This is a genomic window from Nonomuraea sp. NPDC049758 (assembly GCF_040674635.1).
Lineage (GTDB): Bacteria > Actinomycetota > Actinomycetes > Streptosporangiales > Streptosporangiaceae > Nonomuraea.
The window spans coordinates 149,997-168,376 of sequence record NZ_JBFAMZ010000020.1; the positions used below are offsets into that span (position 1 = coordinate 149,997).

Annotated in this window: 17 protein-coding genes; 8 read left to right on the plus strand and 9 right to left on the minus strand. The window is 71.1% G+C overall.

The window, feature by feature from the left end; translation table 11 throughout:
* Nucleotides 1-43: 43 nt before the first annotated feature.
* Nucleotides 44-652 (minus strand): haloacid dehalogenase-like hydrolase, encoded by a 609-nt coding sequence (locus AB0J46_RS39975; RefSeq protein ID WP_364339894.1) that lies wholly within the window; start codon nucleotides 650-652, stop codon nucleotides 44-46.
* Nucleotides 653-764: 112 nt separating this feature from the next.
* Between AB0J46_RS39975 and AB0J46_RS39980 the strand changes: the two genes are divergently transcribed.
* Both AB0J46_RS39980 and AB0J46_RS39985 read left to right on the plus strand, forming a co-directional pair.
* Nucleotides 765-1,154, plus strand: a complete 390-nt coding sequence (locus AB0J46_RS39980; protein ID WP_364339896.1) for a hypothetical protein — start codon at nucleotides 765-767, stop codon at nucleotides 1,152-1,154.
* A gap of 34 nt (nucleotides 1,155-1,188) precedes the next feature.
* Nucleotides 1,189-1,806 carry a helix-turn-helix domain-containing protein gene (locus AB0J46_RS39985; RefSeq protein ID WP_357976178.1) on the plus strand — a complete coding sequence of 206 codons (618 nt, stop codon included), beginning with the start codon at nucleotides 1,189-1,191 and terminating at the stop codon, nucleotides 1,804-1,806.
* On the opposite strand, the gene AB0J46_RS39990 is transcribed toward AB0J46_RS39985, so the two are convergent.
* Nucleotides 1,799-2,536, minus strand: a complete 738-nt coding sequence (locus AB0J46_RS39990) for a hypothetical protein (RefSeq protein WP_364339898.1) — start codon at nucleotides 2,534-2,536, stop codon at nucleotides 1,799-1,801. The two genes, AB0J46_RS39985 and AB0J46_RS39990, sit on opposite strands and share 8 nt — an antisense overlap.
* 45 nt (nucleotides 2,537-2,581) lie before the next feature.
* Between AB0J46_RS39990 and AB0J46_RS39995 the strand changes: the two genes are divergently transcribed.
* Nucleotides 2,582-4,912 carry a helicase-associated domain-containing protein gene (locus AB0J46_RS39995; RefSeq protein ID WP_364339900.1) on the plus strand — a complete coding sequence of 777 codons (2,331 nt, stop codon included), beginning with the start codon at nucleotides 2,582-2,584 and terminating at the stop codon, nucleotides 4,910-4,912.
* Nucleotides 4,913-4,937: 25 nt separating this feature from the next.
* On the opposite strand, the gene AB0J46_RS40000 is transcribed toward AB0J46_RS39995, so the two are convergent.
* The gene (locus AB0J46_RS40000; RefSeq protein WP_364339902.1) at nucleotides 4,938-6,290 is read right to left on the minus strand and encodes a hypothetical protein; all 1,353 of its coding nucleotides are present in this window, start codon (nucleotides 6,288-6,290) and stop codon (nucleotides 4,938-4,940) included.
* 422 nt (nucleotides 6,291-6,712) lie between these two features.
* On the opposite strand from AB0J46_RS40000, the gene AB0J46_RS40005 reads away from it, so the two are divergent.
* The 3 genes from AB0J46_RS40005 to AB0J46_RS40015 all read left to right on the plus strand — a co-directional run bounded on the left by AB0J46_RS40005 (nucleotide 6,713) and on the right by AB0J46_RS40015 (nucleotide 10,336).
* On the plus strand, nucleotides 6,713-8,188 hold the full coding sequence (locus AB0J46_RS40005; RefSeq protein WP_364339904.1) for an AMP-binding protein: 1,476 nt from the start codon (nucleotides 6,713-6,715) through the stop codon (nucleotides 8,186-8,188).
* Nucleotides 8,189-8,256: 68 nt separating this feature from the next.
* The gene (locus AB0J46_RS40010) at nucleotides 8,257-8,616 is read left to right on the plus strand and encodes a hypothetical protein (protein ID WP_364339906.1); all 360 of its coding nucleotides are present in this window, start codon (nucleotides 8,257-8,259) and stop codon (nucleotides 8,614-8,616) included.
* Between the two features lie 67 nt (nucleotides 8,617-8,683).
* Nucleotides 8,684-10,336, plus strand: a complete 1,653-nt coding sequence (locus tag AB0J46_RS40015) for a DNA repair helicase XPB (RefSeq protein ID WP_364339908.1) — start codon at nucleotides 8,684-8,686, stop codon at nucleotides 10,334-10,336.
* A gap of 219 nt (nucleotides 10,337-10,555) precedes the next feature.
* Here AB0J46_RS40015 and AB0J46_RS40020 read toward each other — a convergent pair whose 3' ends face one another.
* On the minus strand, nucleotides 10,556-10,891 hold the full coding sequence (locus tag AB0J46_RS40020; protein WP_364339910.1) for a hypothetical protein: 336 nt from the start codon (nucleotides 10,889-10,891) through the stop codon (nucleotides 10,556-10,558).
* A 120-nt stretch (nucleotides 10,892-11,011) separates the two neighbouring features.
* Here AB0J46_RS40020 and AB0J46_RS40025 point away from each other — a divergent pair, with 120 nt between their 5' ends.
* Together AB0J46_RS40025 and AB0J46_RS40030 are read left to right on the plus strand one after the other, a co-directional pair.
* On the plus strand, nucleotides 11,012-13,012 hold the full coding sequence (locus tag AB0J46_RS40025; RefSeq protein WP_364339911.1) for an AAA family ATPase: 2,001 nt from the start codon (nucleotides 11,012-11,014) through the stop codon (nucleotides 13,010-13,012).
* 62 nt (nucleotides 13,013-13,074) lie between these two features.
* A complete protein-coding gene (locus AB0J46_RS40030) occupies nucleotides 13,075-13,605 on the plus strand; it encodes a YbhB/YbcL family Raf kinase inhibitor-like protein (RefSeq protein ID WP_358298742.1) in 531 nt (176 codons plus the stop codon).
* A gap of 101 nt (nucleotides 13,606-13,706) precedes the next feature.
* Here AB0J46_RS40030 and AB0J46_RS40035 read toward each other — a convergent pair whose 3' ends face one another.
* From AB0J46_RS40035 to thrC, 5 genes are all read right to left on the minus strand, one after another.
* Nucleotides 13,707-14,267, minus strand: a complete 561-nt coding sequence (locus AB0J46_RS40035; protein ID WP_364339913.1) for a hypothetical protein — start codon at nucleotides 14,265-14,267, stop codon at nucleotides 13,707-13,709.
* Nucleotides 14,268-14,419: 152 nt separating this feature from the next.
* Entirely contained in the window at nucleotides 14,420-16,048 is a 1,629-nt protein-coding gene (gene groL, locus AB0J46_RS40040; protein WP_357696638.1) for a chaperonin GroEL, read from the minus strand.
* A 344-nt stretch (nucleotides 16,049-16,392) separates the two neighbouring features.
* Nucleotides 16,393-16,593, minus strand: a complete 201-nt coding sequence (locus AB0J46_RS40045) for a cold-shock protein (protein WP_106250594.1) — start codon at nucleotides 16,591-16,593, stop codon at nucleotides 16,393-16,395.
* A 243-nt stretch (nucleotides 16,594-16,836) separates the two neighbouring features.
* Nucleotides 16,837-17,112: a MoaD/ThiS family protein gene (locus AB0J46_RS40050; protein ID WP_352361720.1), complete on the minus strand. Its 276-nt coding sequence runs from the start codon at nucleotides 17,110-17,112 to the stop codon at nucleotides 16,837-16,839.
* A gap of 25 nt (nucleotides 17,113-17,137) precedes the next feature.
* The gene (gene thrC, locus AB0J46_RS40055; RefSeq protein ID WP_364339916.1) at nucleotides 17,138-18,370 is read right to left on the minus strand and encodes a threonine synthase; all 1,233 of its coding nucleotides are present in this window, start codon (nucleotides 18,368-18,370) and stop codon (nucleotides 17,138-17,140) included.
* Nucleotides 18,371-18,380: the final 10 nt, after the last annotated feature.

Below are 18,380 nucleotides of genomic sequence, written 5' to 3' on the forward strand. Positions count from 1 at the left end.
ATGCCCCGAAGCGCGCGGAGGCGACCGGGAAAATGCCCGGCAATTACCGTAGTTCGTCGCGCGCACGCCATCCGGCGAACCAGTCGGCGAATTCGGTCAGGTCGGCGAGCGCCACATCGGCTCCGTGCTCACGCAGCTCTCCCACCGTGTAAGGGCCCGTCGCGACGGTCACGCTCGTGGCGCCGCCCGCGCGTGCCGCCTCGATGTCGGCGACATGGTCACCAACATAAGCCGCCGCGCCGAAGCGCGCGAGTGCCGTTCCCTTGGCGGCTCCGAACACCGATCCGACCACTTCGTCCACGGCCAGCCCGAGCAGTTCGACGGTGCCGGCGGCGTCGCGCGGGTTCTTGCCCGTCACCACGATCACCCGGCCGCCGCGGGCCCGTACGGCGGCGATGGCCTCGTACGCGCCCGCCATCGCGGTGTGCACCGGAACGCCCACCGCGGGATAGATCTCCCGGAACAGCTCGGCGGCCGCGGGAATGGCCTCCGCCGGCATCCAGTTGGCCAGCTCGTACTCCAGCGGCGGCCCCAGCCGGGTGATGATCTCACCGCTGTCGATGCGCACGCCCAAACGGCTTGACAGCTCGTCGTAAACGGCCGCGATGCCTGATCGTGTGTCGGCCAATGTCATGTCCAGGTCGAAACCCACTGAGGTAGTCACCCGTGCAGGATGCCAAACGCCGCATCAACGTCGGTAACGACCCTTGTTGTGGGACTCTGGGAATGGGCAGAAAGGAATTACTTATCGGAGAGGAGTGACCGTGTCAGAGACCCCCCGCACGCCCGGCACGGAAGACCGGCTCGTCGCCGCCGCTCCCCGTCCCCATCGGCCCGCCCGGCCGCGCGGCACGCCGGTGACGGCCTGGCGGCGGGTCGTGTCGTTCGTGGCGTACGCGGTGCGGCTCGCGTCCAGGCTGGCGGCGCTGTCCTTGGCGCTGCACGCCGTCTTCACGGTGTTCCGGGCCAACCCGGCCAACGGCTGGTACCAGCTCGTCGAGTCGCTGGCCTCGGGGCTCTCGCTGGGCCTGGCCAACCTGTTCCAGCTCGCCGACCCGCGCTGGACCACGCTCGTCAACGACGGGCTGGCCGCGCTGGTGTGGCTCGTGGCCGGTTCGGCGGTGGCGGGCCTGGTCAGGCGCACTGCGGCCTGACGACTACTCTCGTTGCGGAGGTATCTGCACAGACATGACCAGATCGACCCGTGAGCGGATCATCGACGAGGCCCTGCGGCTGTTCGCCGAGCGTGGCTACGCCGCCACCTCCGTGGCCGAGATCGAGGCCGCCTCAGGGCTCTCCCCCGGCGCGGGCGGGCTCTACAGGCACTTCAAGTCCAAGTACGAGGTGCTCGCGGCCGCGATCAACGAGCATGCCGCCCGCACCAGGAGCCAGGTCGCCGAGAGCCTGGCCGAGCTGAGCACCATGGAGGCCGCCGCCGGCCTGGAGGACCGCCTGTCGCTGCTGTGCCGGGCGGGCCTGGCCAAGGTGCGGGAGGAGTCGGAGCTCACCCGGGTGTTCTTCCGGGACCTGAGCCAGTTCCCCGAGCTGGTCGCGGTGGTCCGCGAGGGGCTGCTGCAGCCCATGTTCGACGCGATCACCACCTGGTTCCGCGCCCAGCCCGAGTACGCCGACGCCAAGGTCGACTGGACGGGCATCGCCGCGGTGCTCGGCGGCTCGGTGGTCCACTACCGGCTGTTCCAGGAGACCGTGGGCGAGATGCCGGGCCACGCGGAGAAGGACCAGTTCGTCGCCGCCTGGGTACGTCTGGCCGTCGGACTGCTCCCCAGCCCCGCGCCGGTCAGCTGACGTCGAGCAGCCGGTAGGCCAGCCAGGCGACGCCCAGGGCCGTACCGATCATGAACATGACCCCGCTGACCTCGAAGAACCGGGCGACGAACGCCGCCGGCCCCGGCTCCGCCGCCTGGAACCCCCCGACGAGCACGCCGCCGGCCGTGTAGCCGAGCAGCGGCGCCCCGGCCCCGGCCAGCTTGTCGCCCGCCGTCCACGTGTCGCTGAACAGCACGGCCGCCGCCCCCGCCGCCCACACCAGCACCGGCACCTGGAAGATCGCCACCGCCGGCAGCCCCACCGGCACCAGCAGCGCGGCCAGCGCCAGCACCACGAGGGCGGCGAGGTCGCGCGGCCGGCCCCTGACCACGCTCCCTGCGCCCCTGCGGCCGGTCACCGCCGGACCGGTCGCGGGCCGGACGGCTGGGAGGCGCAATGTGGGCCGCGGCCCGGCGGGCGTTTGCGAGGCGAGTTCGGCGGGCGGGCCCATGGGTGGTTCTACGGCGGGGGCCGCGGGCGGGACGGCCAGGCGGCGGGCCTCTCGTTCCACCAGAGCCACCGGGTCGCCGAAGCGCGTCAGCACCTTGGCGACGTCCCGGGCGTCCTGGCTGCCCCGCCGCTCCGCCTCGATCCTGGCCCGCAGCCGCCGGGCGAAGTCGAGCCGCTGGTCGGGCCTGAGCACGCCGTGCGCCGCGTCGGCCGCCCTGCTGACGTAGTTCAGCACCATTTGGTCCGCGCGCTCTATCACGTCTGGCAATGCTGCCCCGATCAGGCGGGACATACCATGGCAACGATGGAGTTCACGGAGTGGATCAGGGGGCGCACCGACGAACAGCTTCGGGCGCTCGTCTCCACGCGGCCTGAGTTGATCACTCCGGTGCCCGCGCATCTGGAAGGGCTGGCCGCGCGGGCCGCCAGCCCTTCGGCGATCGGCAGGGTGCTCGACCGGCTCGACCGGTTCACGCTGGCCGTCGTCGAGACGCTGGCCGTACAGGACGGGCCGGTGACGAAGGCGGCGCTGCGCGGCCTGGTCGGGCGGGCGCTGGCGGCGGGCAGGCCCGAGCCCGCGCTGACCGCGGCCCTCGACCGGCTGCGTGACCTGGCGCTGGTCTTCGGCCCCGACAACGCGCTCGACCTCGGGCCCGGCGTGCGCAAGGTCCTGGAGGAGCCCGCCGGGCTCGGCCCCAGGGTCGTCGACGTGTTCCGGCACCACCCGCCCGAGCAGCTCGACGAGATGGCCGACGACGTCGCCCCCGGCACCGACGGGCCCGGCAAGGAGCGGCTGGCCGCCGCGCTGTCCGCGCCCGAGGCCCTGGTGGCGGCGGTCTCGCCCGAGGCCAGGGGCGCGCTCGACCAGCTCGTGTGGGGGCCGCCGACCGGACGGGTGCCCAACGCCAGGCGCGAGGTGCGCGTGGCCTCGGCCCGTTCGCCCATCGAGGAGTTGCTGGCGCGCGGGCTGCTCGCGGCCACCGGCGAGGAGAGCGTGACGCTGCCCCGCGAGGTGGGCCTGCACCTGCGCGGCGGGCGCGTCCACCGCGACCTGCTCGCCGTGCCGCCCGCGCTGGGCGGGCCCGCGCGCGACCGCGAGCTGGCCGACCGTACGGCGGCGGGCCAGGCGTTCTCGTTCGTCAGGTCCGTGGAGGAGCTGTGCGAGCGGTGGAGCATCGATCCGCCGGGGGTGCTGCGCACCGGCGGGCTCGGCGTACGCGACATGAAGCGCACCGCGACCGACCTCGACCTGCCCGAATGGGCGGCGGCGCTGGTCGTCGAGGTGGCGCACGCGGCGGGGCTGGTCGCCGCGGGCGGCGGCGTCGACGGCGAGTGGCTGCCGACCTCCGGCTACGACCTGTGGCGGGTCAGGGCCACCGCCGACCGCTGGGTGACGCTCGCCGCGACCTGGCTGCACATGGACCGCGTGCCCGGCCTGGTCGGCGAGCGCGACGACCGCGACCGGCCGCTCAACGCCCTGCACACCGACCTGCGCCGGGCCTCCGCGGCGGGGGTGCGCACGGCGGCCCTCGGCGTGCTGGCCGCCGCGCCGGGCCTCGCGCCCGACCGCGACTCGGTGCTCGAACGCCTGGCCTGGGAGCAGCCGCGCCGGCGCGGGCCGCTGCGCGAGCAGCTGACCGAGTTCGCGCTGCGCGAGGCCGAGCAGATCGGCGTGACCGGGCTCGGCACGCTGTCCGGCCACGGGCGGGCGCTGCTCGACGGCGGCGACGCGGCCGGCCTGCTCGCGCCGCTGCTGCCCGAGCCGGTCGACCACGTGCTGCTGCAGGCCGACCTCACCGCCGTCGCCCCCGGGCCGCTGACCAGCGAGCTCAACCGCTGGATGACGCTCACCGCCGACGTCGAGTCCAAGGGCGGGGCGACCGTCTACCGGTTCGGCGAGGGCTCGATCCGGCGGGCGCTCGACGCCGGGCACGGCGGCGAGGAGCTGCTGGCGATGCTGGCCCGCCATTCGGCCACGCCGGTGCCGCAGGCCCTGTCGTACCTGGTGACGGACGTGGCCCGGCGGCACGGGCGGATCCGGGTGGGCACGGCCAGCGCCTACGTCCGGTGCGACGATCCGGCGCTGCTCGACCAGATCACCGCCGACCGCCGCGCCGCCGCGCTGCGCCTGCGCCGGCTGGCCCCCACGGTGATCGCGTCCCGCTCGTCCAGGGCGGCGCTGGTGGACTCGCTGCGGGCCATGGGGTACGCGCCGGTCGCCGAGTCGCTCGACGGCGACGTGATCATCTCCCAGCTCGACAGCAGGCGTACCGAGGGGGTGGCGCCCGTACGCGCCGTGGCCTCGGTCAGCGGGCTCGATCCCGAGGTGGCCTCGGCGGCCGTCCGCGCGCTGCGCGCGGGCGACGCCGCTCACCTGGCACGCCGCGAGCCGGTGGACGCCCCGGGCGGCGCGGTGCCCCGGGGGCCCGCCACCGCCACGATCTCGGCCCTCCAGGACGCCATCAAGCAGGGCGTACGGGTGTGGATCGGCTACCTCGACTCGCAGGGCAACGCCACCTCGCGCATCCTGGAGCCGGCCCGGATGGAGGGCGGCTACCTGACCGCGTACGACGAGACCAGGGCGGCCGTCCACCGTTTCGCCCTCCACCGCATCACCGGCGTCGCCGGCCTCTGACCCGCCTTCCCGGCCCGCGTCCGGGTCAGGGGTGGCGGGTGAGCGCGTGGGCCGCGAGCCGGGCCGCGGGGCCGTCCCCGGCGGCCAGGCGGCGCAGGTGGGCCGCCGCGTCGGCCGGGTAGCGCAGCGACAGCCCGCCGCACAGCCCGGCGACCGCCGCGGCCGCCCGCGGGTCGGCCGGGTCGCGGGCCCAGGTGAGCGCCAGGCGCAGGGCCTCGGGGGCGAGGGCGTCGTCGGCGCACATGTACGACAGCGCACCGCCCGCCGCCAGCCGTTCGCCCGCCCGCCCCCGGGCCCACACCTCCAGGAACTCCTGCCGCGCCTCCCTGAACGACCAGGCGGCCAGCAACGCCACGCCCTCGGCCGCCCGCGCGCGCACGTCGTCCCCCTGGAGGGCCAGCGAGCGCACCCACTCGCGCAGCGGCTGCCACAGCCAGTAGCCGTACCGGGCGACCAGCTCGCCGAGCACCTGGCCGCGGTGGTCCGGGACGCGGAAGACGACCAGACCGTCCTGCACGGCGATCAGCGGGTGCGGCGCGCAGGTCGGGCCCGGCCCCGGCTCGTGGGTCTCCCGGCTCCGCTCGAACGCGGCCAGCAGTCGGGCGAACTCCGGCTCGGGCAGCCCGTGCGCGAACGCGAGCGCCGCCACCGCCCGCACCTCGTGCATCGGCGGCTTGGTGTCGAACCAGGCGGCCACCTCCTCGCCCGCGGGCTCGTCGTCCCGCACCAGGCGCGTGGCCAGGCGGACGACCTCGGCGGGCGTACGCAGCGCCAGCGCGCGGACCCGGGCGGTGGCGGCCCCGGCCGGGGCGCTCCGGCCGCCGAACGCGCTCAGGTACAGGTCGAACAGCTCGCCGGGGTCGGGGGCGCACCACGGCTGCTCCACCTCGACCGCCTGCGACGGGACGCCGTTCCGGGTGATCACCAGGTACGACCCCAGCTCGGCCAGCTTGCGGGCCAGGTCGAGCAGCTCGCTGCGGTCGGTGCTCCCGGCGATCCAGTCGTGCAGCAGGTACGCCCGCCCCGGCCCGTACTCGGTCCTGGCGAGCAGGTCGGCGGCGCTGCCGGCCGGCGAGAGCACGGTGATCCTGCCCTCGGCCAGCGACATGCGCGACAGCAGGGCGATGGCGCCGAGCCGCTTGCCCATGTCCGCCTCCCCCACCAGGACGAGCAGATGCCGCATGGACAGCCGGCGCACCGCGTCGGCGAAGCCGGCGGGCTCCAGGTAGGAGCGCAGCAGGGTGTCGGCCGCGCGCCGGTCGAGGTCGCGGACCACCGGGACGACCAGGGGCCGGAGCTGCTCGTTGACGGCGATGACAAGCTCGGTGAGCGTTTTGTCGTCGAGGTCGCTCTCGCCTGCTTCAGGCGTGTCGATCACGAAGTCACCTCGGGCCTGACTGGGACGTTGACTGTGGAAAATGTCTTTCGCGAACTTCTTTGTCCGGCGGCTTGTTTCCCCGGCTTATGGATTGACCGCGTGCCGCCCGGCAGACACCGTTCTGACCAGGCATTCCTCACGAAGCTCGCGGCCACGGCCGCCGGCGCGCGCATGTCGATCATGTCCTCCATTGCTCTGGGCGACGGGCCGGTGACAAGAACCGCGACAGGCCATCTGGTAGCACGGAACCCTAGTTATCCCACCAATACACGATCTAGCGCCACCCGAAAACTCGAATGACCTTCTAGGCCGATATTGGACATTTACTCGGCATGAGAGCATCGTCCACAATCGTCAGTCAAGGGTCGACATGAGAACGTTCAGGGTTGACTGCGCGCGGCGGCTCCGATCAGGTTGTGCATGTGACCGAGCAAACGCTGGGCCAGCTGGCCGAGGAGTCATGGAACCGCTTCGACGACCACGACTCGGTGTTCTACGAAGGGGTCTGGCACCGCAGCCACGCGCTGGCCGGACGCGCGCGCCGGATGTGCGGCGGGTTCGTCGAGGCCGGGGTCCGGCCGGGCGACCGGGTGGTCGTGATGATGGCGACCTCCCCCGAGGTCCCGATCGTCTACCAGGCGTTGTGGGCGGCGGGCGCGGTGGTCACGCCCGTGGTCTTCCTGGTGGGGGCCGAGGAGCTGCGGCACATCCTGCTCGACAGCGGCGCGTCCGCCGTCGTCACCTCGCCCGAGCTCGTGGAGACCGTGCGGGCCGCCGGGGTGGACGTCCCGATACATGTGGACACGGCCGAGCTGGAGAGCGCCACCGAGCACGGACGGGTGCGCAGGGACCCCGGTGACCTGGCCGCGCTCATGTACACCGGCGGCACCACGGGCGTCGCCAAGGGGGTCATGCTGAGCCATCGCGGGCTCTGGCAGGTGGCCAAGGACGCGTACGAAATATCCCATCAAGAGGGGAAAAATCGTGCGATCGTGCCTGTGCCGCTCTCGCATGCGTACGGGTTGATCATCACCGTGGCCGGCCTGCACGCGACCGAGCCCCAGCAGGCCGTGCTCATGCGCTGGTTCGAGCCGGAGGCGTTCCTGCGCCTGGCCGCCGAGCAGCACGTCCAGTACGGCACCGTGGTGCCCGCCATGATCCACATGCTCCTGGCCCAGCCGCTGGAGTCGCACCCGCTCCCCGACCTGGCCTACCTCACCTGCGGCGCGGCGCCGCTGGGCCGGGAGGCGCTGCAGGAGTTCGAGCGCCGGATGCCGGGCACCCAGATCCTGGAGGGCTACGGCCTGACCGAGACCAGCGCCGTCACCACCTTCAACCCGCCGGGCAGGCGCCGGCCCGGCAGCGTCGGCCTGCCGCTGGCCGGCTACACGATCACCATTCGCGACGCCGCGGGCGAGGCGGTGGAGTGCGGCGACGTCGGCGAGATCTGCGTCAGCGGCGACTCCCTGATGCTCGGCTACTGGGGCGAGCACGAACCCGACCCCGAGGGCACCGCGCTGGTCGGCGGCGAGCTGCGCACCGGCGACGTCGGCTGCGTGGACGACGACGGTTACCTCTACATCGTCGACCGCAAGAAGGACCTGATCATCCGCGGCGGCTTCAACGTCTTCCCGCGCGACGTCGAGGACGCGCTCAACCAGCACCCCGACGTGGTCATGTCGGGCGTCGTCGGCCGGCCCGACCCGCGGCTGGGTGAGGAGGTCGTGGCGTTCGTCCAGCTCAGGCGGGGGGCCGCGGAGAACGCCGAGGAGCTGATCGAGTGGGCGCGCGACCGGGTCGGACGGGTGAAGTACCCGCGCGAGGTGCGCTTCGTCGAGTCGATCCCGGTCACCAGCGTGCTCAAGCTCGACAGGAAGGCCCTGCGCGGGCGGTTGTGACCGTCCGCGCACACCGGGTCGGGCGCGCCCGTATTCCGTGATAAACGTTGACCTGTCTGGAGGTGAACGTGAGTCAAGAAGATCCGTCCGGCTACCCGCAGCTGCCTTACGGGGCGCCCTACGGCGAGCAGCCGCCTCCGCAGTACGGCTACGGCTACGGCTACGGCGTGCCGCCGCGGCGCGACGAGGGCCCGCAGGCCGCCGCCATCGTCGCCGTCGTGCTCAACTTCCTGTCCCTCGCCTCCTGCCTCAACGTGCTCGGGCTGCCCGGCGGCATCCTGGCCGCCGTGGCGCTGACGCGGGTCCGCGAGCAGCCGAGGAGCGCCCGTTCGCTGCTGGTCTGGAGCTGGGTGCTGTTCGGCACCGGTTTCGTGCTGAACATCGGGCTCTTCCTCTTCCTGGGCCTCACCGGCCGCCTGGACGACTGATCGATTACCCGTTCCGGGACTGTTCCTGCCGTCGTGTGTGTTGGATAAGGGTCAACCGTAGGAAGGGATGTCCGTGAACGACGGCCCGCTCATCGTCCAGTCGGACAAAACGCTGCTGCTCGAGGTCGACCACGAGAAGGCCGACGCGTGCCGCAAGGCGATCGCGCCGTTCGCCGAGCTCGAACGAGCGCCTGAACACGTCCACACCTACCGCGTCACGCCGCTCGCCCTGTGGAACGCGCGCGCCGCCGGCCACGACGCCGAGCAGGTCGTCGACGCGCTGATCGGCTTCAGCCGCTACCCGGTGCCGCACGCGCTGCTCGTCGACATCGCCGAGACCATGGCCCGCTACGGGCGCCTGCGCCTGGAGAAGGACCCGGTCAACGGGCTGGTCCTGACCTCGACCGACCGCGCGGTGCTCGAAGAGGTGCTGCGCTCGAAGAAGATCCAGCCGATGCTGGGCGAGCGCCTCGGCGCCGACTCGGTCATCGTGCATCCGAGCGACCGCGGCAACGTCAAGCAGGCGCTGCTCAAGCTGGGCTGGCCCGCCGAAGACCTGGCCGGCTACGTCGACGGCGAGCACCACCCCATCAAGCTGCTCCAGGACGGCTGGGAGCTGCGCAACTACCAGCGCGAGGCGGCCGACGCCTTCTGGCACGGCGGCTCCGGCGTCGTCGTGCTCCCCTGCGGCGCGGGCAAGACCATCGTGGGCGCGGCGGCCATGGCCCACGCCCAGGCCACCACGCTGATCATGGTGACCAACACGGTCAGCGCCCACCAGTGGAAGACCGAGCTGCTCAAGCGCACCTCGCTGACCGAGGACGAGATCGGCGAGTACTCCGGCAACAAGAAGGAGATCCGCCCGGTCACCATCGCCACGTACCAGGTGATGACGACCAGGCGGAAGGGCGTCTACAGCCACCTGGAGCTGTTCGACGCGCGCGACTGGGGCCTGATCGTCTACGACGAGGTCCACCTGCTGCCCGCGCCCATCTTCCGGATGACCGCCGACCTGCAGGCCCGCCGGCGGGTGGGCCTGACCGCGACGCTCGTGCGCGAGGACGGCCGCGAGGGCGACGTGTTCTCCCTCATCGGCCCCAAGCGCTACGACGCGCCGTGGAAGGAGATGGAGAACCAGGGCTGGATCGCGCCGGCCGACTGCGTCGAGGTGCGGGTCACGCTGACCGACGAGGAGCGGCTGGCGTACGCGATGGCCGAGGCCGAGGAGCGTTACCGCTACTGCGCCACCACGCCGTCCAAAACGTACGTGACCGAGGCGCTGGTCCGGCGGCATCTGGGCGAGCAGGTGCTGGTCATCGGCCAGTACATCGACCAGCTCGACGAGCTCGGCGAGCACCTCAACGCGCCGGTCATCAAGGGCGAGACCAGGGTCAAGGAGCGCGAGCGGCTCTACCAGGCGTTCCGCGACAAGGAGATCCAGGTCCTGGTGGTGTCGAAGGTGGCGAACTTCTCCATCGACCTGCCCGAGGCGGCCATCGCGATCCAGGTGTCGGGCACGTTCGGGTCGCGGCAGGAGGAGGCCCAGCGGCTCGGACGGGTGCTGCGGCCCAAGGCCGACGGCGGTGGCGCCCGGTTCTACACGGTGGTCAGCAGGGACACCGTCGACCAGGAGTTCGCCGCCCACCGGCAGCGATTCCTGGCCGAGCAGGGATACGCCTACCAGATCATCGACGCCGACGACGTGCACGGCGAGGTGTGACCGGTTGAATGCCCGGCCGCTCGTTGCCTGAGCGGCCAGGCACGGCGTTTATGTCACGTCCACGAGACTCCACGGGTCGTCGACATCGAACCACCCCCCTCACCTGCGTACTATCACGCCGCCTGCGACATACCCCCATGATCCGACAAACGCACCTGAAATGCCCGACTTTTTCGGTATTCCCACGTTCACTCAGAGATACGGTCTTTGCCGGGTTCGCTAGCCGGCCAGCAGGCCGCCGAGGAACAACACCGCGCCGGCGACGAGCCAGGCGGCGACCCCCGTCCCCATCAGCCGACCGAACGTGCGCGGGTCCTTCCGGGACGCCGGCACCAGCCAGGCGGCCAGCGTGGCGCAGGCGGCCGGCACGGCGAACAACCCCGACACCGTGAGGACCGTGCCAAGACGCCGGGAACACGCCGCCGGGGACTCACCGCCCGCGCAGAACGCCTCCAGCCCCCAACCGGCGAAGACCGACATCCCCCAGAGCGCCGCCAGCAGGAAGCTCGCGACCGTGGGGATCATCGGCGAGAGGACCAGGCGAAGCCGCGCCACCTTCCCTCCTTACCCCGCCGCGCGCCGGTAAATGCTTTGGAGGCACCGCACGGCCGCCGTTAAACTAGTCGATTCGCTGCCTTGACCACCTCCGTTTTCGACCATGGGAGGCGCTTTCGCATGCCCACACACCAACTGGCTCCCGACATACCCTCCGACGTGCTCGCCGCCGAGCAGGCCCACCTGGCCGAGTCCAGGGCCGCGCTCAAGGCGATGCGGGCCCACGCCCAGTCGTTGTCGGCCGACGCGGCCGGCGACTGGGTCTCGCAGCAGATCCTCCAGTCGCTGCTGGACCAGCGCGTGGCCGCCCTGGCCGACCATCCGGACACCCCGCTGTTCTTCGGCCGCCTCGACCGCGAGGGCGGCGACGACCTGCCGGGCACCCTCTACGTCGGCCGCCGCCACGTGCACGACGGCACCAGCAGGCCGCTGGTCATCGACTGGCGCGCGCCGGTGTCCCGCGCGTTCTACCAGGCCAGCCCGGCCGACCCGATGGGCGTCGTCCGCCGCCGCCGCTTCGGCTACCACGGCGGCGCGCTGACCGCGTTCGAGGACGAGCCGCTCGGCGAGGGCGGCGAGGTCGGCCCCTCGAAGATCCTGACCGAGGAGATCGAACGCCCGCGCACCGGCCCGATGCGCGACATCGTGGCCACCATCCAGCCCGACCAGGACGAGATCGTCCGCGCGACGCTGGCCCAGACCGTGTGCGTCCAGGGCGCCCCCGGCACCGGGAAGACCGCCGTGGGCCTCCACCGGGCCGCGTACCTGCTGTTCACCCACCGCGAGCGGCTGGCCAGGTCGGGCGTGATGATCGTGGGCCCGAACCGGGCGTTCCTGTCCTACATCTCCTCCGTCCTGCCCGCGCTGGGCGAGGTCAAGGTCGACCAGACCACCGTGGCCGGGCTGCTCGGCGAGCACGCCGCCGAGGAGGACCCGATGGTCTCCGCGGTCAAGGGCGACGCCAGGATGGCCGCGGTGCTCGAACGGGCGCTGTGGATGCACATCGTCAAGCCCGAGGACGGCCTGGTGTTCACGAAGGGCGCCTACCGCTACCGGGTCGCCGACTACGAGGTGCGCGAGATGGTGGCCTCCCTGCGCGGCACCACCCGCTACTCGCCGGGGCGGGCCGCGCTGGCCCAGCGCCTGGCCCACCAGGTGCTCGTACGGATGGAGCAGCGCGGCGAGTCGCCCGACGACCGGGTCCAGGACGCGGTGGCCAGGTCGAGGCCGGTCAAGCAGCTCGTCGACGCGGTGTGGCCGAAACTGACGCCGGAACAGGTTCTGCACCGCCTGTTGTCCGATCCGGAATTCCTCACAAAAGCCGCCAAAACTGATTTGTCGCCTGACGAGCAGGAAATGCTGCTTTGGCGGAAGCCTTATCGGAGCTGGAAGTCCGCCAAATGGTCGGCCGCCGACGCCGCGCTCCTCGACGAGCTGCGCGACCTCATGGAGCGCACCCCGTCCCTCGGCCACCTCGTCGTGGACGAGGCGCAGGACCTGTCCGAGATGCAGCTGCGGGCGCTCGGCCGGCGCTGCCGCAACGGCTCGGCCACCGTGCTCGGCGACCTGGCCCAGGGCACCACGCCGTGGTCCACCACCTCGTGGGAGACCGTGCTGAAGCACCTCGGCCAGGACGAGGGCGAGGTGACCGAGCTGACGCTCGGCTTCCGCGTGCCGCGCGAGGTGCTCGACTACGCGGCCCGCCTGCTGCCCTCGATCGCCCCCGCGCTGGCCGCCCCGCGGTCGCTGCGTCCGGGCGCCGGCTCGCTCACGGTCCGGCCGGGCGGCACGGTCGCCGAGGCCGCCCGGGAGGTCCTGGCCAGGGAGGGCTCGATCGGGCTCATCGTCCCTGACGCGATGGTGGCGGCGGTCTCCGAGTCGCTGTCCGGCCTGCCGCACGCGGTGCTCGACCCCGACGCGACGCAGGAGCACCGCCTGCTGATCGTGCCCGCCACGCTCGCCAAGGGCCTGGAGTACGACCACGTGATCGTCGTGGAGCCGGCCGACATCGTCGAGGCCGAGCCCCGCGGCCTGGCCCGCCTGTACGTGGTCCTGACCCGCGCGGTCACCTCGCTCACGGTGCTGCACGACAGGCCGCTCCCGGCGCAGCTCGGAACCTGACGGAGGGCGGGCACGGCCGCTTCTAGGATGGCCTGAAGAAGCTGTCGACCTAGGAGGATGCCGTGCCCGCACCGCTTCCGCATGAACACCTGCCCCCGGTCCCCGCGCTCGTGGTGGAGAGCGACGACATCCGCGACGGCGAGCGGCTGAACGACCTCCACGTCTTCGACGACTGGGGGATGACCGGCGGGAACGTCTCGCCCCAGCTGCGCTGGTCGGGCGCGCCCGAGGGCACCCGCGGCTACGCCGTCACCTGCCACGACCCCGACGCCCCCACCGGCAGCGGCTTCTGGCACTGGGTGCTGTTCGACCTGCCCGGCGAGACCACGGAGCTGCCCAGGGGCGCGGGCACCGGCCCCGACTTCAAGGGCCTGCCCGCCGGCGCGGTGCACGCCCGCAACGACTACGGCACCAAAGACTACGGCGGCGCCGCTCCCCCGCCCGGCGCCCCCCACCGCTACGTCTTCACGGTGCACGCGCTCGGGGTCGACGAGCTGGGCGTCGGCGGCGACGCGAGCCCGGCCGTGGTCGGCTTCAACATCACCGCCAACACGCTGGCCCGCGGCCACATCGTCGCGCACTTCGGCGTCTGAGACCGGCACAACACCGCGGCGAAGGCGCCCCGTTCGCGTTCGGGGCGCCTTCGCCGTGGTGCCGCGTCGGGTTCCGTACGCCCGGCGCCACCAGACGGGGTTCAGTCGCCCTGCACCAGCTCGTCCGCGAACGTGAAGTCCCCGGGGGCGTTGGACGACAGGTCCTCGCTCTCGCCGCCCGACTGGCCCTCGAAGGCGTCCGAGACGTCCTCGCGCTCGCCCGACATGTCCACGCCCTCCTCCGAGACGTCCTCGCGCTCGCCCGACATGTCCACGCCCTCCTCCGAGACGTCCTCGCGCTCGCCCGACATGTCCACGCCCTCCTCCGAGGCGTCCCCGCGCTCGCCGGACCGCTCGTCGGCCTCGTCCGTCGACCGCTCGTCGACCTCGTCCGACGACCTGTCCTCGCCTTCCTCCGACGACCTGTCCTCGCCCTCCTCCGACATCTCCCCGCGCTCGTCCTGCGACGTCCACCTGGACGGCGAGGCGCAGTAGTCGCGGTCGTACAGTTCCAGGTAGCCCGCGCAGTAGGGCACGTCGACGTACTCCAGGGCCTCGTCCAGGTAACCGTGGTCGTCTGCCTGGGCGGGCATCGTCATGGCGGCCGCGGCGGCCAGCATGACGGCTCCGAGCCCGAGAACGCGCGCGGTGCGGGAATTCATGTAACTACTCCTTTGTGCGGTGAATCGTCACTTCGTTTCGTTACTTTCCGTAGTCAATAACTACTAAACGTGACGGGACCGGACACAACAAAAGGCGGCCGGATCCTTGGAGATCCGAACCGCCTTCTGATGCGTCAGCGACCAGGCGAGGCCTAGAAGTCCATGTCGCCGCCGCCGGGCATGCCGGCCGGAGCAGCAGGGGTCTTCTCGGGCTTCTCGGCGATGACGGCCTCGGTGGTGAGGAAGAGCGCCGCGATGGAGGCGGCGTTCTGCAGCGCGGAGCGCGTCACCTTGGCCGGGTCGATGATCCCGGACTCGAACATGTTGACGTACTCGCCGGAAGCGGCGTTGAGGCCCTCGCCCGGGGTCAGGTTGCGCACCTTCTCCACGACGACGCCGCCCTCAAGACCGGCGTTGACCGCGATCTGCTTGAGGGGCTCCTCAAGAGCCTTCTTCACGATCGCCGCGCCGGTGGCCTCGTCGCCGTTGAGCTCGAGCTTGTCGAACGCCTTGGCGCCGGCCTGCAGCAGCGCCACGCCACCGCCGGGGACGATGCCCTCCTCGACGGCCGCCTTGGCGTTGCGCACGGCGTCCTCGATGCGGTGCTTGCGCTCCTTGAGCTCGACCTCGGTCGCCGCGCCGGCCTTGATGACCGCCACGCCACCGGCCAGCTTGGCCAGGCGCTCCTGCAGCTTCTCGCGGTCGTAGTCGGAGTCGGTGCGCTCGATCTCGGCGCGGATCTCGTTGACCCGGCCGGAGATCGCCTCGGCGTCACCGGCGCCGTCGACGATGGTGGTCTCGTCCTTGGTCACCACGACCTTGCGGGCGCGGCCGAGCAGGTCGAGGGTGGCGGTCTCGAGCTTGAGGCCGACCTCCTCGGCGATGACCTGACCGCCGGTCAGGATCGCGATGTCGCCCAGCATGGCCTTGCGGCGGTCGCCGAAGCCCGGGGCCTTGACGGCCACGGAGCGGAACAGGCCGCGGATCTTGTTGACCACCAGGGTCGCCAGGGCCTCGCCGTCGACGTCCTCGGCGATGATCAGCAGCGGCTTGCCGGACTGCACGACCTTGTCGAGCAGCGGCAGCAGGTCCTTGTTGGCCGAGACCTTGCTGTTGACGATCAGGATGTACGGGTCTTCGAGAACGGCCTCCATGCGGTCGGAGTCGGTCACGAAGTACATCGACGTCATGCCCTTGTCGAAGCGCATGCCCTCGGTGAGCTCGAGCTCCAGGCCGAAGGTGTTGCTCTCCTCGACGGTGATGACGCCTTCCTTGCCGACCTTGTCCATCGCCTCGGCGATGAGCGAGCCGATCTCGGGGTCGGCGGCGGAGATGGAGGCGGTGGAGGCGATCTGCTCCTTGGTCTCCACATCCTTGGCCAGCTTGGAGAGCTCCTCGCTGACCCGCTCGACGGCGGCCTCGATGCCCTTCTTCAGGGCCATCGGGTTGGCGCCGGCGGCCACGTTGCGCAGACCTTCGCGCACCAGAGCCTGGGCGAGCACGGTGGCCGTGGTGGTGCCGTCGCCGGCGACGTCGTCAGTCTTCTTGGCGACTTCCTTGACCAGCTCGGCGCCGATCTTCTCCCACGGGTCCTCGAGCTCGATCTCCTTGGCGATGGAGACGCCGTCGTTGGTGATCGTGGGAGCGCCCCACTTCTTCTCCAGCACGACGTTGCGCCCCTTGGGGCCCAAGGTCACCTTGACGGCGTCGGCGAGCTGGTTCATACCGCGCTCGAGACCGCGCCGGGCGTCCTCGTCAAACGCGATCATCTTGGCTGCCATAAGGCTAGACCTCCCAGATGCAGGGTGGCGTGTCCTGGACCGAGCCGACGCCCGCGACGGCATAGGCCTGCATCTCCGTTCGGCAGACCCCATCGTCTCGATCCGAGTTGTTGGCACTCTGCCACACAGAGTGCCAACGAACTGTTTAGCACTCTACCCTGCCGAGTGCAAGCCACGGGCACCCCACCCCAGCTCATCGGGCAGGTCATCGGGTGCGCCGGTTCGCACGGCGAGCCGCCCCTGAGGCGCGGCCCGCCGTGCGAAGCCGACGGAGGAAACAGTGGCGAGCCCGTACGGACTGCGCTGCCGCACGTCCCGCCTTGGTGCATACCAGCGAGGGTGAATCAGACCGTGCGGACGGACTCCGCCTGCGGCCCCTTCTGGCCCTGCGTGATCTCGAACTCGACACGCTGTCCCTGTTCGAGAGAGCGGTACCCGTCCATCATGATCGCTGAGTAATGGACGAATACATCCTTACCACCGTCTACCGCGATGAAGCCGTAGCCCTTGTCCGCGTTGAACCACTTGACGGTGCCCTGCGCCACTTCCGACTCCTCTTACTGGGCTCGCAGATCTCGCCCATTCCTTCGCGAGACCCGTAATCGCATGACTTTTGGGAAAATCAGCCAGACGATCGCCCTCGACCATACCTGTGGCACGGGGTTTGGCAACAGAGTCAACCGACAAAACGCTAATTTCATCGAAGGCTGAGTCGTTCGAGGTTGAATTTGGTTCTAAAACAAGAAGGCGCCCACAAGGGGCGCCTTCAAGAGTCGGTGGTCCGGCGGTCAGCCGCCCGCGACGGCGGGGATGATGGAGATCTGAGTGCCTTCAGGGGCGGGAGTGTCCAGGCCCTCGGCGAAACGGACATCCTCATCACCAACGTATACGTTGACAAAACGACGAATCTTGCCCGATTCATCCAGAATTCTCGCGCCGATCCCCGGGTAGTCGGAGTCAAGCTTGGCGAGAACGTCACGAAGAGTCGCCCCTTCGCCACTCACCTCGGCGTTACCCCCGGTGTAAGTGCGCAGAATGGTGGGAATCCGCACAGAAACGCTCATGGTTTTTGTTGCCTTTCCTGGATTGTCAGACAGTCGCGCGGAACGCGTCGAGAGAGGGCCGGATCACGGCGGTGGGCCGCGCGTCGTCGCTGATCGCGTCGAGCGTCTTGAGGCCGTCGCCGGTGTTCAGGACCACCGTCTCGGCCTCGGGGTCGAGCCTGCCCGTCTCGACGAGCTTCTTCAGCACGCCCACCGTGACGCCGCCCGCGGTCTCGGCGAAGATGCCCTCGGTGGAGGCCAGGAGCTTGATGGCGGCGACGATCTCGGGGTCGGTGACGTCCTCGACGCCTCCGCCCGTGCGCCGGGCGATGTCCAGCACGTACGGCCCGTCTGCGGGGTTGCCGATGGCCAGCGACTTGGCGATCGTGTCCGGCTTGACCGGCTGGACGACGTCGTGCCCCGCCTTGTACGCCGTCGAGACCGGCGAGCACCCGGCCGCCTGGGCCCCGAACACCTTGTAGGGGGTGTCCTCGACCAGCCCGAGCGCGATCAGCTCCTTGAAGCCCTTGTCGATCTTCGTGAGCTGGGAGCCGGAGGCGATGGGGATGACGATCTGCTCGGGCAGCCGCCAGCCGAGCTGCTCGGCGATCTCGTACGCGAGCGTCTTGGACCCCTCGGCGTAGTAGGGCCGCAGGTTGACGTTGACGAACCCCCACCGCTCGCCCAGCGGGTCGCCGATCAGCTCCGAACAGAACCGGTTGACCTCGTCGTACGTGCCGTCGATGCCGATCAGCCGGCCGCCGAACACCCGGGCCATGGCGATCTTGGCCGCTTCGAGGTCGGCGGGGATGAACACGCACGCGTCGAGGCCGGCCCGCGCGGCGGCGGCGGTGACCGCGCCGGCGAGGTTGCCCGTGGAGGAGCAGGAGAGCGTGTGGAAACCGAAGTTCCTGGCCGCCTCGACGGCGATGGCGACCACCCGGTCCTTGAAGGAGTGGGTGGGGTTGCCCGAGTCGTCCTTCACGTGCAGGGAACGGATGCCGAGCGCCTTGCCGAGGTTGCCGGCCTTGACCAGCTTCGTCCAGCCCGGGTTCATGTTGGGCTTGCTCGCCACGTCGGCGGGGACCGGGAGCAGGGAGCGGTAGCGCCAGATGTTGGCGGGGCCGGACTCGATGTCCGCGCGGGTCACCTGGCCGAAGGAGTAGGCCGCTTCGAGCGGCCCGAAACACTCCAGGCAGGCGAAGCTGGGACCCAGGGGGTAGCGCGTGCCGCACTCGCGGCAAGACAGAGCGACGGCAGGACCAAAGTCGAGCGACATGAAGCGAGGC